9 protein-coding genes are annotated in these 15565 nt (G+C 70.6%); 7 read left to right on the top strand and 2 right to left on the bottom strand.

All coding sequences use genetic code 11. The annotated features are described in order from the left end of the window. The first annotated feature begins 280 nt into the window (after positions 1–280). From AB663_RS01975 to AB663_RS01955, 5 genes are all read left to right on the top strand, one after another. Positions 281–1279, top strand: a complete 999-nt coding sequence (locus AB663_RS01975) for a LacI family DNA-binding transcriptional regulator (RefSeq protein WP_067195187.1) — start codon at positions 281–283, stop codon at positions 1277–1279. Between the two features lie 93 nt (positions 1280–1372). Next, a complete protein-coding gene (locus tag AB663_RS01970; protein ID WP_067201969.1) occupies positions 1373–2089 on the top strand; it encodes an L-ribulose-5-phosphate 4-epimerase in 717 nt (238 codons plus the stop codon). Next, the gene (locus AB663_RS01965; protein WP_067195184.1) at positions 2086–3684 is read left to right on the top strand and encodes a xylulokinase; all 1599 of its coding nucleotides are present in this window, start codon (positions 2086–2088) and stop codon (positions 3682–3684) included. The genes AB663_RS01970 and AB663_RS01965 overlap by 4 nt, the downstream gene beginning before the upstream one ends. A gap of 10 nt (positions 3685–3694) precedes the next feature. Beyond that, positions 3695–5212, top strand: coding sequence for an L-arabinose isomerase (gene araA / locus AB663_RS01960; protein WP_067195180.1), 1518 nt, complete (start codon positions 3695–3697; stop codon positions 5210–5212). After that, on the top strand, positions 5212–6120 hold the full coding sequence (locus AB663_RS01955; protein WP_067195177.1) for an aldose 1-epimerase family protein: 909 nt from the start codon (positions 5212–5214) through the stop codon (positions 6118–6120). The genes araA and AB663_RS01955 overlap by 1 nt, the downstream gene beginning before the upstream one ends. Before the next feature lie 91 nt (positions 6121–6211). Here the strand turns inward: AB663_RS01955 and AB663_RS01950 are convergent, their stop codons facing one another. Then, positions 6212–6799: an antibiotic biosynthesis monooxygenase gene (locus AB663_RS01950; protein WP_067195174.1), complete on the bottom strand. Its 588-nt coding sequence runs from the start codon at positions 6797–6799 to the stop codon at positions 6212–6214. A 176-nt stretch (positions 6800–6975) separates the two neighbouring features. Here AB663_RS01950 and AB663_RS01945 point away from each other — a divergent pair, with 176 nt between their 5' ends. Further along, positions 6976–8160 (top strand): thiolase family protein, encoded by a 1185-nt coding sequence (locus tag AB663_RS01945; RefSeq protein ID WP_067195172.1) that lies wholly within the window; start codon positions 6976–6978, stop codon positions 8158–8160. A gap of 87 nt (positions 8161–8247) precedes the next feature. Here the strand turns inward: AB663_RS01945 and AB663_RS01940 are convergent, their stop codons facing one another. Then, entirely contained in the window at positions 8248–9237 is a 990-nt protein-coding gene (locus tag AB663_RS01940) for a hypothetical protein (protein WP_067195169.1), read from the bottom strand. Positions 9238–9771: 534 nt separating this feature from the next. Here AB663_RS01940 and pulA point away from each other — a divergent pair. Then, on the top strand, positions 9772–15486 hold the full coding sequence (gene pulA, locus AB663_RS01935) for a pullulanase-type alpha-1,6-glucosidase (RefSeq protein WP_067195166.1): 5715 nt from the start codon (positions 9772–9774) through the stop codon (positions 15484–15486). The last annotated feature ends 79 nt before the right edge of the window (positions 15487–15565 follow it).

The raw sequence follows: 15565 nt of genomic DNA, 5'->3' as shown, positions 1-15565 counted from the left end.
GGTGAGGGTGGGGATGTGGGTGAACCCTTCGTGACCGATTATCTCGGCCCCGTGCATAAGGAGGAAGTTCGACTTTGGCCCTGGATCACACAGATTGCTTAACGTATGTCTGCGACCAGGCGTTTTGTCGATGCTACGGGGGCACGCGACGGGTGCGGAACGCCGGGAGGGCCGCGTCGGAGCGGAGGTCAGGGTCTGCGAGCTGCGCGAGGTGCTCATGCCGACAGAGCACCGTCCGCGCGGGCCGGCCACTCGATGGCCGACCCCTAAACTCCTTCACATGGCGAGGAACGGCAAGACGGTGGGCGTGCGCGATGTCGCTGCCCTGGCCGGGGTGTCGCGCCAGACGGTCTCGCGCGTGCTCAACGACCATCCCGATGTGTCGGAGCGGGCCCGCGCCGAGGTCGAGCGGGCGATAGCCGAGCTCGGCTACCGCATGAACAACGCCGCCCGTGCGCTCGGGACGCGCCGCACGCGCACGCTGGGCGTGCTCGCCTCGGATGCCGCGCAGTACGGGCCGTCGCGGAGCATAGCCGCGCTCGAGGCGTCGGCGCGTCGCTCGGGGTATTGGCTGAGCGCAGCGTTCGCCGATGCCGGCGACACCGACGCCGTGGTCGCCGCCGTGGACCACCTCGTCGCACAGGGGGTGGAGGGCATCGTCGTGGTCGCCCCGCACGCGCGCACACTCGAAGCGCTCGACGCTCTCCGCATCGAGACGCCGGTCGTGACGCTGCACGCGGCCGACCGCGGCATCGCAGGGCTGTCTGTGGATCAGGCGGGCGCTCGCCTCGCCGTCGCCGCGCTCGCAGATGCGGGGCACACTCGCATCGCCCACCTCGCCGGCCCCACCGACTGGCTCGAGGCCGAAGCCCGGGCGGCCGGATTTCGCGCGGAGCTCGCCGGGCGCGGCCTCCCTCCCGGCCCGGTGATCGTCGGAGACTGGTCGGCGGCATCGGGGTTCGCGGCCGCCGAAGCCCTGCGTGACTCGGGGGCGACGGCGGTGTTCGCGGCCAACGATCAGATGGCGCTCGGTCTGCTGGGCGGGCTGCACGCCGCAGGCGTCTCGGTGCCCGAGGGCATGAGCGTCGTCGGGTTCGATGACGTGCCCGATTCGGCCTACTACGTGCCGGCGCTCACCACGGTCCACCAGGACTTCGACGAGCTCGCCCGCCGTGCCGTCGCCCTCGTGCTCGGCGGCGCCTACTCCGACGATGCCGCGCATCTCGCCCCCGTGCAGCCGGTGCTCGTTGCGCGGTCGTCGGTGGCTCCTCCACGGTGAATGGCGCCGGGGAGTTGACCGGTGCCGCGATGGGGTGTCACACTACTGTGACCGGTCACAGTGGCCGGTGACGAACACGTTGAGGTAGCAGTGATCAGCGAAGCCCCCGCCTTCACCCCTGAGGTCGAAGCCGCCATCCGCCAGGTGCGCGTCGACGTCGCCCGCCTGCACGGCGAACTCGTGCGATACGGCCTGGTCGTGTGGACCGGCGGCAACGTCTCCGGGCGCGTCCCCGGCGCGGACCTGTTCGTGATCAAGCCGAGCGGCGTCAGCTACGACGACCTCGCGCCGGAGAACATGATTCTGTGCGATCTCGACGGCAACGTCATCCCCGGCAGCCAGGGCAGCGATCGCAGTCCGTCGAGCGACACCGCCGCGCACGCCTACGTGTACCGGAACATGCCCGAGGTCGGCGGCGTCGTGCACACGCACTCCACCTACGCGGTGGCCTGGGCGGCGCGCGGCGAGGAGATCCCGTGCGTCATCACCGCCATGGCCGACGAGTTCGGCGGTCCGATTCCCGTCGGCCCGTTCGCGATCATCGGCGACGACTCGATCGGCCGCGGCATCGTCGAGACGCTGCGCGGACACCGCAGCCGCGCGGTGCTCATGCAGAACCACGGACCGTTCACGATCGGCGTGGACGCGAAGGATGCCGTCAAGGCCGCGGTCATGGTCGAAGACGTCGCCCGCACCGTGCACCTCGCACGTGAGGCCGGGCCGCTCATCCCGATCCCGCAGGAGGCCGTCGACAGCCTCTACGACCGGTACCAGAACGTCTACGGCCAGACGACGGACGCACGCCGATGACGCGGCAGAACGCCGGAGCCGCAGGTCGCGACGACATCACCGCGGGCCGCACCAGCCTCGGCATCGAGTTCGGATCAACGCGCATCAAGGCGTGCCTCATCGGTTCCGACCCCGCCGACGTGCTGGCGACGGGCTCGTTCTCGTGGGAGAACCGGCTGGAGGACGGGCTCTGGACGTATCCGCTCGACGAAGTGTGGACCGGACTGCAGTCGGCCGTCGCCGACCTGGTGGCCGACGCGCACGACCGGTACGGCGTGCGCCCGGCGACCTACGGGGCCATCGGGGTGTCGGCCATGATGCACGGCTACCTCGCGTTCGACGACGACGGCGAGCTGCTCGTTCCCTTCCGCACGTGGCGCAACACGAACACCGGTGCCGCGGCATCCGAGCTCAGCGATCTCCTCGGCGTGAACATCCCCCTGCGCTGGTCGATCGCCCACCTGCACCAGGCTGTGCTCGACGCGGAGGAGCACCTGCCGCGCCTCGCGTCGGTGACGACCCTCGCCGGGTACGTGCACCGCATGCTCACGGGGCAGCACGTGCTCGGCGTGGGCGACGCCTCAGGGATGTTCCCCATCGACTCCGCCACGGGCGACTACGACGAGCAGATGCTGCAGGCCTATGAGCGGCTCGCAGGAGACCGTCTGCCGCGTCCGCTCCGCTCCCTGCTGCCCGCGGTTCTTCCCGCCGGTGCTCCCGCGGGCGTGCTCACGGCCGAGGGTGCGCTGCTGCTCGACCCCACAGGGGCGACGGCGCCCGGCATCCCGCTCTGTCCTCCCGAGGGCGACGCGGGCACGGGCATGGTCGCCACGAACTCCGTCGCCCCGCGCACCGGCAACGTCTCGGCGGGCACGAGCATCTTCGCCATGGTCGTGCTCGAGCGTCCGCTGGCCGGCACGCATCACGAGCTCGACCTCGTCACGACCCCCGCCGGCGACGCCGTCGCCATGGTGCACTGCAACAACGGCGCCAGCGAGCTCGCCGCCTGGGCGGGGCTGTTCACCCGCTTCTCCGTCGCGGCCGGACGTCCGGTGAGCGACGACGCGGCCTTCGAGGCCCTGTTCGGTGAAGCCCTGGCGGGCGAGTCGGATGCCGGGGGCCTCCTCGCCTACAACCACCTCGCCGGAGAGCCCATCGCCGGTCTTGCCGAGGGCCGCCCGCTCGTGGTGCGCACGCCGGGCAGCGCCTTCACGCTCGCGAACTTCATGCGCGCGCAGCTCTACGGGGTCTTCGGCACGCTCGCGCTGGGAATGCGCGTGCTCGCCGACGAGGGCGTCGAGCTCGACCGCATGTTCGCTCACGGGGGCATGTTCCGCACCGCCGGCGTCGCCCAGCGCTTCCTCGCCGGTGCGCTCGCAGCGACCGTCGCGGTGGGCGAGCTGGCATCCGAGGGCGGCGCCTGGGGCATCGCCGTGCTCGCGTCGTACCTCGGTCGCAGCGAGTCGCTCGCCGAGTACCTCGAAGAGACCGTGTTCGCCACGGCATCCGTCTCACTCGCCGACCCGGACCCCGACGACGTCGCCGGGTTCGCCGCCTACCTCGACCGCTACCGCGCGGGTCTCGCCATCGAGTCCGCCGCCATCGCCTCTCTCTAAGGAACGACACATGCCGAAGCTCACCACCTCCCTCGACCAGTACGAGGTCTGGTTCCTCACCGGCAGCCAGCACCTGTACGGACCGGAGACGCTCGCGCAGGTCGCCGAGCAGTCGCAGCAGATCGCCCGGCTGCTCGACGACGCCGACGAGGTGCCGGTGCGGATCGTGTGGAAGCCGGTGCTCACCGACTCCTCGGCGATCAAGCGCATCGTGCTCGAGGCCAACGCCGACGACCGCGTGATCGGTCTCGTCGCCTGGATGCACACCTTCAGCCCCGCGAAGATGTGGATCGCCGGCCTCGACGCGCTGCAGAAGCCCCTCGCGCACCTGCACACGCAGGCCAACGTCGAGCTGCCCTGGGCCGACATCGACTTCGACTTCATGAACCTCAACCAGGCCGCGCACGGCGACCGCGAGTTCGGGTACATCCAGACGCGTCTCGGCGTGCCGCGCAAGACCATCGTCGGTCACGCTTCCGACCCGCGCGTGCGCCGCGAGCTCGGCACCTGGCAGCGCGCGGCCGCGGGCCTCGCCGCCTCGCGCTCGCTGAAGCTCGCGCGCTTCGGAGACAACATGCGCTTCGTCGCCGTGACCGAGGGAGACAAGACCGAGGCAGAGCTGCGGCTCGGAGTGCAGGTCAACACGTGGGGGGTCAACGAGCTGGCGGATGCCGTCGCCGCGGCATCCGAGTCCGACGTCGATGCTCTCGTGGCCGAATACGAGGAGCTGTACGACGTCGTACCGGAGCTGCGCCGAGGCGGAGAGCGTCACCAGTCGCTGCGTGACGGCGCCGCGATCGAGCTCGGCCTGCGCTCGTTCCTGGAGGAGGGCGGCTTCGGCGCGTTCACGACCTCGTTCGAAGACCTCGGGGCGCTGAAACAGCTGCCGGGCCTCGCGGTGCAGCGCCTCATGGCAGAGGGCTACGGCTTCGGTGCCGAAGGCGACTGGAAGACCGCCGTGCTCGTGCGCATCGCGAACGTCATGGGCGCAGGCCTCCCCGGCGGGGCGAGCCTCATGGAGGACTACACCTACGACATGACCCCGGGCGATGAGCTGATCCTCGGCGCGCACATGCTCGAGGTGTCGCCGTCGCTCACGACCGCGAAGCCGACGCTGGAGATCCACCCGCTCGGCATCGGCGGCAAGGACGACCCGGTGCGGCTCGTCTTCACCGCCGACCCCGGACCCGCCGTGGTCGTGGCGCTCAGCGATATGCGCGACCGGTTCCGCCTCACCGCGAACGTCGTCGAGAACGTCGAGCCGCGGGCCCCGCTGCCGAAGCTGCCGGTCGGACGTGCGGTGTGGAAGCCTGCGCCCGACTTCACCACTTCCGCGGCCGCGTGGCTCACCGCCGGCGCCGCCCACCACACCGTCATGTCGACCGCCGTCGGCATCGAGGCGTTCCGCGACTTCGCCGAGATGGCCGAGGTCGAGCTGCTCGTCATCGACGAGGACACCACGCTGCCCGAGTTCCAGAAGCAGGTGCGCTGGAACCAGGCGTACTACCGGCTGGCGCAGGGACTGTGATGCTGCCGAGGTCGGGACGGCAGCTGCGCCTCGCACACGGCGACTACGAGGCCGTCGTGGCGAGCATCGGGGCGTCGCTGCGCACGCTGACGCACCGGGGGCGCGACCTCGTCGTGCCGTTCGAGGCCGACGAGGTGCGCCCCGGCTACCGCGGCACGACGCTCGCGCCGTGGCCGAACCGCATCGTCGACGGGCGGTACGCCTTCGGCGGCGCCGAGCACCAGCTGCCCCTCACCGAGCCGGAGCGCGGGCAGGCGCTGCACGGTCTGCTGTCCTGGGCGGAGTTCTCCGACCGTCTCGTGCTCGACGACCGCGTCGTGCTCGCGGCGGTGATCGAACCGCAGACGGGGTACCCGTTCCGCGTCGAGGTCGAGGTCGAGTACCGCCTCGACGACGCGGGTCTGCGGCAGACGGTGACCGCGCGCAATCTCGGGGCGGATGCCGCCCCATGGGGCACCGGCCCGCATCCGTACCTCGTGGCGGACGCCGTCGGGGCCGCGGCTGTCGACTCGTGGACGCTCACCCTTCCGGCATCCGAGGTCCTCACCGTCACGCCGGATCGCCTGAGCCCGATCGCGGTCGAGCTGGTGTCGCAGCATCCGGAGTGGGACTTCCGCGAGCCGCGCGTGATCGGCGATGTGTTCATCGATCACGCGTTCACGGGGCTCTCGCGTCGCGATGGCATCGCCGAGGTGCGGTTGACGACCGGCGACGGCTCGGGAGTCGCGATGACGTGGGACGAGCGGTGCCCGTGGGTGCAGGTGCACACGGCCGACGCGAGCGATCGCACGGGTCTCGCCGTCGAGCCGATGACGTGCGCTCCCGACGCGTTCAACTCGGGAGCCGGGTTGGTCGTGCTCGAGCCGGGCGCGGAGCATTCGGCCTCCTGGACGATCCGGGCGCTGTAGGACCCCTCCTCCCCGGTGTTTCGAGTCGCATGAATTGCCCTCAAAACGCCGGAAACAGGTCAAATCATGCGACTCGAATGTGGAGGGCGGCTCAGCGGGCCAGCCAGTTCCGCAGCGAACGGGTGACCCACGGCAGCACCCAATAGGTCATGATCGGCGTCAGCACCAGCGTCGTGGAGAGCACCCGCAACCAGATCGGCAGAGCATCCCACCCCGGGACGGGACTCATGGCGTAGGTGAACGCGAGGTTCACGGGGAAGAACCCCAGCCAGATCGACACCGCCTGCTTCCACCGCGGAGGCGTGTGCACGACGGAGACCGTGGTCGTCGCACCGCTCGCCGTCGGCACCGTGATCGTGCCGGTGGTCGGCTCGTCGAACCAGCCCTCGATGCCCGACCGGCGGCGGGAGCGCTCGCTGCGCACGAAGCCCTCGCCCGTCGACTTCCACCATTCGCGCTCCGCCGACTGCTCCCACGCGTCGAGGGTCTCCTCGTTCGCGAACCGGTACAGCATGTGCCAGACGTTCGAGTCCTCGCCGGCGCGCACCCATCCCGATCCGAGGAATCCGGGGTAGCGGTTGGCGAGATTGACGCCCGTCTGCACCCACGCGGTCGCCTCGGCGATGTGCTCGGGGTCGACCTCTCGGCGGATGGACACGGTGATGGGTTCGCTGGACATGGTGGGTCCTTCGGAGGCAGGGGCCCGGGTCGCGGGCGCGCTGTGACGGCGGGGCGCCAGGGTCGCGGCACCCGGACGATTCTAGTTCCGGATGCCGGGGGACCGCCGCACCGGATGCCGGGGACCGCCGCATCCGCCCTCGGCCCTGCCGGCCCGCGCGGGGTGAGAATGGACGCATGAGCACGCGCAGCGAAGCCGTCCTGATCGATGTCGTCCGCACGCCCGTCGGGCGCGGCAAGCCGGGTGGAGCGCTGTCGGAGGTGCATCCGGTCGATCTGGCCGCCGGCGTGCTCACCACGCTGCTCGAGCGCACCGGTCTCGACTCGGCGCAGATCGACGACGTGCTGCTCGGATGCGTGAGCCAGGTGGGCGATCAGTCGACGAACATCGCGCGGCAGGCGGTTCTCGCCGCGGGCTTCGACGAGAGCGTCCCGGCAGCGACGATCGACAGGCAGTGCGGGTCGAGCCAGCAGGCCGTGCACTTCGCCGCGCAGGGGGTGATCGCCGGGGTGTACGACGCCGTCATCGTCGGCGGCGTGGAGTCGATGAGCCGTGTGCCGCTGGGATCGTCCGCGGCCGGCGGAACGCCGATGTCCCCGCGGCTGCGGCGTCGTTATCCGGCCGGCCTCGTGAACCAGGGCGTGAGCGCGGAGCTCATCGCGCAGCGGTGGGGTCTCGACCGCGCCACCCTCGACGCCTACGCCGCCGAGTCGCACCGCCGCGCCGCGCAGGCCTGGAGTGACGGCTTCTTCGACCGCACGGTCGTCGCGGTCCCGGAGGCGCCGGATGCCGTCGCCGACGAGACCGTGCGCGAAGGGACGAGCGTCGAGAAGCTGGCCGGGCTCCCGGCGTCCTTCCGCACCGACGCGCTCGCCGCGCGCTTCCCTGAGCTCGACTGGCGCATCACCGCGGGCAACTCTTCGCCGCTGACCGACGGAGCCTCGGCGGCCCTGATCGTGAGCGCAGAGCGGGCGGAGCAGCTGGGCCTCACTCCGCGTGCCCGGTTCCGGTCGTTCGCGGTCACCGGCGACGATCCGCTCCTCATGCTCACCGGCCCGATACCGGCCACGCGGCGCATCCTCGACCGCGCGGGACTGACGATCGACGATCTCGACGCCTACGAGGTGAACGAGGCGTTCGCGTCGGTGCCGCTGGCGTGGGCCGCCGAGCTCGACGCGGATCCGGCGAAGCTCAACCCCCGAGGCGGCGCGATCGCGCTCGGTCATGCGCTCGGGTCGTCGGGAACCCGACTGCTCGGCACGCTGCTCGATCACCTCGAGGCCACCGGCGGCCGCCTCGGACTGCAGACGATGTGCGAGGGCGGCGGCATGGCCAACGCCCTCCTCCTGGAGCGGTTGTAACCCCTCCTCCCGCTTTCGAGTCGCATGAATCGCCCCGAAAACGGCCAGAACAGGGCAATTCATGCGACTCGAAAGGGAGGGGCCGGTCTAGCCCCTCAGCGCGGCTGCCACGCGGCGCAGGAGCCGATCGGGGGTCTGCAGCAGGGGTGACGTGACCTCGATGACCGTCCATCCCGCGGCCCGCAGCGCCGCCAGCCGCTCGACGTCGCGCGCCCACTGCTCGCCGTGCAGCATCCCGAGATACTCGATCGCGACCTTGCGCTCGGGGTACGCCATGTCGACGCAGGCGAGGAAGCGCCCCGCGTCATCGAACACGTCGACGTTGAGCTGCGGCTCGGGCAGGCCGGCGGACACGAGGATGCAGCGCACGTGCGACTCCCGCGGCGACCAGGCGTCTTCGCGGATGAGCTCGATCGCCTCACGCAGCCGCGCGGCGCCGTGCCGGCGGCCGGCATCCAGCATCTCCCGCAGCTGGTCGACCGTGGCGAGCGGCGTCCGTCCGGGGGTCGGCCGCCCGTGCCCGATGCGCCATCTGCGGCAGAAATAGTCTCCGAGCGCCACCAGGTCCCGTACCGACAGGGCGCCCAGCGCCGCCCACGTCGCCGCAGGCGACGACACGCGCAGCCCGTCGTGCTCGGTCACCTCGGTCATGCTCGGGAGCGTGCGATGCCCGCACACCGCGGCGCCGCGCGGGATGCCGAGACCCACGCGGCTGCTCACGTGCAGGTCGAGCTGCTGGTCCTCCGCGGGGTGCCCGGATGCCGTGAACTCGAGCGGAAGCGGCGCGCCCCAGATCGATGCCGCCGTCTGGTGGCTGAAGAAGTGCCCTGTGTGCATGACGGTCGCGTACTCCCGCGCACGGCGGACCCTCGCGCGGCGCTGTCGCTCGAAGGGGTCGGCGGTGGCCGCAGTGGCGGGGTCGCCGGCATCCGCGTAATCAGCGGTGAATCGCGCACCGTGCACGGGAGCCGTGAGGTCGCTGCCGGTGAGACGCCGGCGGCTGACGCCGAGAAGGCGGGCGGTGCGCACCGCGAAAGCCGTGCCGAGTTCGTCGGGAAGTGGCTGGTGTCGTCGCATCCGGTCACGTTCGCACGACGCGGCTCACCCGTGTCGGAGTTATCCACAGCCGCCGGGGGCGTTTCGAGTCGCATGATTTGCCCCGAAAACGGCCAGAACAGGGCAATTCATGCGACTCGAAAGGGAGGGGCCGGTCTAGCCCCTCGAAAGGCGAGAAGCGCGAAGAAGACCCCCGCCGACCCGATTCGGCGGGGGTCACGCGGTGTGGGAACCGCGACGGGAGCAGACGCTCACCGTGGCGCGGATGCCGTGACTACCCGATCCGGTCAGAGTCTCTGTCCGCGCACCTGCAGTTGTACCCGGCCGAGGTGACCGGACGGTGAACGCCGGGGGAAATCCCCGCTCGCGCCCACAGCAGAGCACCGCACCCGAATGGAAGCGCTTACGCAACAGCGCCTCGAAGCCGCCGTAAGCCGCGAGGAAATCAACGCAGAACTCCTGAAAACGCTTGCACTTCCACCTCCTCGACTGATACCTTCGCACGCACAGCACCGGGGCACGTCGCCGTGCCTCCCCACCTCCCAGGGAGCTTCCGTGTCGAAGAAGACATCCTCACTCCTCGCCGTCTCGGCCCTCCTCGCGACCGCACTCACCGCGGCGGGCGCGGGAGCGACCACGGCATCCGCGGCCGACCGCACGGTCGCGCTGGTCGGCGACCTGCAGTCCGAGCTGGGCTGCGCGGCCGACTGGGCGCCCGACTGCGCCGCGACCGAGCTCGCACCCACCGGCGCGGCGGGCGTCTACAGCGCCGCGTTCGAGGTCCCGGCCGGCAGCTACGAGTACAAAGTGGCTCTGAACGACAGCTGGGACGAGGCCTACGGTCTCGACGGCGGCGGTGACAACATCCCGCTGACGGTCGCCGGTCCCGCGACGCTGCGCTTCACCTACGACGACACGCTGCACCGGGTCGGCGTCGAGGTCGAGAGTCTGCGCGGCGCCTACTCCGCGGCCGACGACGCGCTCATCGCCGAGCCCGTGCGGCAGGCCGGCGCCGGTCAGCAGTTCTACTTCTTGATGACCGACCGCTTCGCGAACGGCGACCCCTCCAACGACACCGGAGGGCTGCAGGGAGACCGGCTCACCACGGGCTTCGACCCCACCGACAAGGGCTTCTACCAGGGTGGCGACATCGCCGGCATCCGCAAGAACCTCGACTACATCGAGGGGCTCGGCACGACGGCGATCTGGCTCACCCCCAGCTTCGCCAACAAGCCCGTGCAGGGGGAGGGCGCGAACGCGAGCGCCGGCTACCACGGCTACTGGGTCACCGACTTCACGCGCATCGACCCGCACCTCGGCACGAACGCCGAGCTGGAGGCCCTCATCGCCGACGCCCACGCGCGCGGCATCAAGGTCTACTTCGACATCATCACCAATCACACCGCCGACGTCATCGACTACGCCGAGAAGCAGTACTCCTACGTCGACCAGGCGACATCGCCCTACCGGGACGCGGACGGCACGGCCTTCGACCCGGCCGACTACGCCGGCACCGACGACTTCCCGGCTCTCGACGCCGCCACGAGCTTCCCCTACACCCCGGTGATCGCGGATGCCGAGAAGACGGCGAAGACCCCGGCCTGGCTCAACGATCCGACCCTGTACCACAACCGCGGTGACTCGACGTGGTCGGGCGAGTCGGTGACGTACGGCGACTTCAGCGGGCTCGACGACCTCATGACCGAGCATCCGACCGTCGTCAACGGGTTCGTGGACGTGTACGACCGGTGGATCGACCTCGGCATCGACGGCTTCCGCATCGACACCGTCAAGCACGTGAACGTCGAGTTCTGGCAGCAGTTCACCACGCGGGTGCTCGACTACGCGCACGCCAAGGGCAAGAAGGACTTCTTCATGTTCGGCGAGGTCTACGACGCCGACCCGGTGAAGCTGGCGCCGTACATCCGCGACACCGACATGAACTCCGTGCTCGACTTCACCTTCCAGTCGTCGGCAGTGAGCTACGCCTCGGGCAACTCGGCCAAGGGGCTGCAGTCGCTGTTCGCCGGGGACGACCGGTACACCACCGCCGATTCGAGCGCCACTGCGCTGCCGACCTTCCTCGGCAACCACGACATGGGTCGCGTCGGCTCCTTCCTGCGCAGCACCGACGCCCCGCTGCAGCGCGACGAGCTCGCGCACGACCTGATGTTCCTCACGCGCGGCCAGCCGGTCGTCTACTACGGCGACGAGCAGGGCTTCGCCGGCCCCGGCGGCGATAAGGACGCCCGGCAGACGATGTTCGCGACGCAGGTCGCCGACTACGCGAACCAGCCGCTCGTCACGGGGGAGCAGGCGGGCTCCGTCGACAGGTACGGCACGGATGCCGCGCTCTACACGCACATCAAGGAGCTGGCAGCCCTGCGCGAAGCCCACCCCGCGCTCGTCGACGGCGCGCAGATCGAGCGGTACGCGGCATCCGGTCCCGGCGTCTACGCGTTCTCCCGCGTCGATCCGACCGACAAGGTCGAGTACCTCGTCGCGGTGAACAATGCCACCACCGCGCAGACGGTCGACCTGACGACGCTGACCGCCGACGCCGGCTACGGCGTGGTCTACGGAGACGGCGCTGCGCTGACGACGGATGCCGGCGCCGCGACGACCATCACGGTCCCGGCGCTGTCGTCCGTCGTGTGGAAGGCCGACCGCACCGTCACCGCCCCCGACGAGGCCGCACCCGTGTCGGTGAGCGTCCCGGCCGCCGGCGCCGGGGTGAGCGGGCAGTCCGCCGTGCAGGCGGGCATCGCCGACCAGTGGGCGCAGACGAGCTTCTCGTGGCGCGTGGTCGGTGGCGACGAGTGGCACGCCCTCGGCACGGCGGAGGACACCGATCCGCGCGTGTTCCACGACATCCGCGGACTGAAGAAGGGCACGCTCGTCGAGTACCGGGCGGTGACGACGGATGCCGCCGGCCACCACGCTGCCGCCTCCACCTACGCCTCCGTCGGCAACGCCGTCACGCTGGAGGCGCCCGAGGAGCCGGAGTCCCCGATCGACATGGTGACGGTGCCCGGCAGTCTGAACTCGGAGATGGGCTGCGCAGGTGACTGGGACCCGGCCTGCGAGAAGGCGAAGCTCACGCTGCGCGCCGACGGCGTGTGGGCGGGCACGTTCGACCTCCCCGCCGGCGACTACGAGTACAAGGCGGCGGTCAACGGCAGCTGGGCGATCAACTACGGCGCGAACGGCGTGCCAGACGGATCGAACATCGCCATCCACCACACCGGCGGCGCCATCACCTTCTACTTCGACCCGCGCACGAACATCGTGCAGTCCACGGCGGAGGGGCCCATCGTCACGCTGCCCGGATCGCAGCAGAGCGAGCTGGGCTGCGCCGCGGACTGGTCGCCCGACTGCCTCGCGACGCTGATGGCCGACGGCGACCACGACGGCGTCTACGAGTTCGCGACCGACGAGCTCCCCACGGGCGCCTACGAGCTCAAGGTCGCGCACGGCCTGAGCTGGAGCGAGAACTACGGCGCCGACGGCGCGCCTGGTGGCGCGAACATCTCGTTCAGCGCGACCGAGGGCAAGGTCACGACGTTCCGCTACACGCTCGCCACGCACGTGCTGGAGATCGTGAGCACCGACCCGCCGCTGCCCGGCACCGGCGAGCTGCGCGCGCACTGGATCGACACCGCGACGATCGCGTGGCCCGCGACGCTCGGCACCACGGATCGCGCCGCGTACCAGCTGTACTCGGCACCGGACGGCGCCCTGGCGGTGACCGACGGCGAGGTCGGCGGCGGCACAGAGCCGATCGCCCTCACGGTGATCGACGGCGGCCTCACCACGGAGCAGCTGGAGCGGTTCCCCGCGCTGAAGGGCTCCGTCGCGCTGCGGGTGCCGGACGACGCGGACGCCGCGGCCCTCGTGCGCACGCGCCTCGCCGTGGCTCAGCGCGACACGGCCGGCGCGCTCACCGCCTTCACGGGCGTGCAGCTGCCCGGCGTGCTCGACGACCTCTATGCGACGGCTCTCGACGATGTCACCCTGGGCGTGACGTTCCGCGGCGTCAACCCGACCTTCCGGCTGTGGGCGCCGACCGCGCAGAGCGCGACCCTTCTCACGTGGCCAGCGGGGTCGACCGGTGAGCCGACCAGGCGCGAGGCCGCGTGGGATGCGGCATCCGGTGTCTGGACCGTGAAGGGGAAGAAGGCCCTCAAAGGAGTCGAGTACCTCTGGGAGGTCGTCGTCTACGCGCCGTCCACCGGCAAGGTCGAGACCAACCGGGTCACCGACCCCTACTCAGTCGCGTTGACGCTGAACTCCGAGCGCTCGGTCGCGATCGACCTCGACGACAAGGCGTGGACGCCCAAGACCTGGGACAAGACCAAGGCCCCGGTGATCGAGGAATCGGTCGACCGCGCGATCTACGAGCTGCACATCCGCGACTTCTCGATCAGCGACGAGACGGTGCCGGCGGACCTGCGCGGCACGTACCTGGCGTTCGCCGAGAAGAGCGCGGGGACCGACCAGCTGCGGCAGCTGGCGGATGCCGGCATCAACACCGTGCACCTGCTGCCGTCGTTCGACATCGCCTCGATCGAGGAGGACCGCGCGGCCCAGGCCGTGCCCGCGTGCGACCTCGCGTCGTACGGTCCGGCATCCGACCAGCAGCAGGCGTGCGTGCAGGCTGTGGCCGCCCGCGACGGATTCAACTGGGGGTACGACCCGTACCACTACTCCACTCCGGAGGGGTCGTACGCGGTGAACCCCGACGGCGGGGCGCGCGTGGCCGAGTTCCGGACCATGGTGGGCGCGCTGCACGGCATGGGCCTGCAGGTCGTGCTCGACCAGGTGTTCAACCACACGGCAGCGTCGGGGCAGGACGAGAAGTCCGTGCTCGACCGGATCGTGCCCGGCTACTACCACCGGCTGAACGCCGCCGGGGCGGTGGAGACCTCGACGTGCTGCCAGAACGTCGCCACCGAGCACCTCGCCGCGCAGAAGCTCATGGTCGACTCGATCGTCACGTGGGCGCGCGAGTACCGCGTCGACGGGTTCCGGTTCGACCTCATGGGGCACCACTCGACGGCGAACATGGCGGCGATCCGCTCCGCCCTCGACGCGCTCACCCTCAAGAAGGACGGCGTCGACGGCACGAGCATCTACCTGTACGGCGAGGGCTGGAACTTCGGCGAGGTGGCGGACGACGCCCTGTTCGAGCAGGCCACGCAGGGCCAGCTCGACGGCACCGGTATCGGCACGTTCAACGACAGGCTGCGGGATGCCGTGCACGGCGGCAGTCCAGTAGACGGCTCGTCCACGTTCCGTCAGGGCTTCGGCACGGGGCTCGGCACCGACCCGAACGGGAATCCGATCAACGGCACGACCGAGCAGGCGCTCGCCGACCTCGGCCACGAGACCGACCTCGTCAAGCTCGGTCTCGCCGGCAACCTGCGCGACTTCGCGTTCGTGACAAGCGACGGCAAGGTCACCGCGGGCGAGGACATCGACTACCGGGGATCCGCGGCCGGTTATGCCAGCCAGCCGGGCGAGACCATCAACTACGTCGACGCGCACGACAACGAGACCCTGTACGACCTCTCGGTGTTCAAGCTGCCCGTCGGCACGTCGATGGCCGATCGGGTGCGCATGAACACGCTCGAGCTCGCCACCGTGACGCTGTCGCAGTCGCCCTCGTTCTGGCACGCGGGTACCGAGCTGCTGAGGTCGAAGTCGCTCGACCGCAACAGCTACGACTCCGGAGACTGGTTCAACCGCATCGACTGGACGGGGCAGGAGTCGACCTTCGGGTCGGGGTTGCCGTCGGCCGCCGACAACCAGGAGAAGTGGCCGCTGATGGCGCCGCTGCTGGCGGATCCCGCACTGAAGCCCCAGCCGGCGGACATGGCTGCGGCGGAGGCGTCGGCTCTCGACCTGCTGCGCGTCCGCAGCGACGTCGACCTCCTGCGTCTCGGATCGGCCGACCTGATCCGGCAGAAGGTGACGTTCCCGAACGGAGGGGCGGATGCCGCGCCCGGCGTGATCCTCATGCAGATCGACGACCTCGTGGGTCCCGATGCCGACCCCGAGCTCGACGGCGCCCTGGTGGTGTTCAACGCCTCGCCGTCGCCGGTGACGCAGACGGTGCCGGGGCTCGCCGGCCGAGGGTTCGAGCTCGCCGACGCGCAGGCCGACGGCTCCGACGCGGTCGTGAAGACGACGGCGTGGGATGCCGCGACGGGCACGGTCACGATCCCGGCGCGGACAGTCGCGGTGCTCGTCGACGCCGAGGGGCGGTGAGGGTTCCGCACTCCTCCTGCACAGCCGGGGGCCGTGCGCGACTTATGCACGGTCCTCGGTGATCGGGCGAGGGCGGTGC

This window comes from Microbacterium sp. XT11, assembly GCF_001513675.1.
Lineage (GTDB): Bacteria > Actinomycetota > Actinomycetes > Actinomycetales > Microbacteriaceae > Microbacterium.
Note: the sequence above shows the minus strand (reverse complement) of the source record. Positions and strands in the feature narration are given on the sequence as shown.

What these genes read in the sequence shown, in the direction of transcription:
- AB663_RS01965 (WP_067195184.1), top strand. Translation starts at nt 2,086, where the DNA reads ATGACGCGGCAGAACGCCGGAGCCGCAGGTCGCGACGACATCACCGCG.
- AB663_RS01975 (WP_067195187.1), top strand. Translation starts at nt 281, where the DNA reads ATGGCGAGGAACGGCAAGACGGTGGGCGTGCGCGATGTCGCTGCCCTG.
- araA (WP_067195180.1), top strand. Translation starts at nt 3,695, where the DNA reads ATGCCGAAGCTCACCACCTCCCTCGACCAGTACGAGGTCTGGTTCCTC.
- AB663_RS01955 (WP_067195177.1), top strand. Translation starts at nt 5,212, where the DNA reads ATGCTGCCGAGGTCGGGACGGCAGCTGCGCCTCGCACACGGCGACTAC.
- AB663_RS01945 (WP_067195172.1), top strand. Translation starts at nt 6,976, where the DNA reads ATGAGCACGCGCAGCGAAGCCGTCCTGATCGATGTCGTCCGCACGCCC.
- AB663_RS01940 (WP_067195169.1), bottom strand. Translation starts at nt 9,237, where the DNA reads ATGCGACGACACCAGCCACTTCCCGACGAACTCGGCACGGCTTTCGCG.
- AB663_RS01950 (WP_067195174.1), bottom strand. Translation starts at nt 6,799, where the DNA reads ATGTCCAGCGAACCCATCACCGTGTCCATCCGCCGAGAGGTCGACCCC.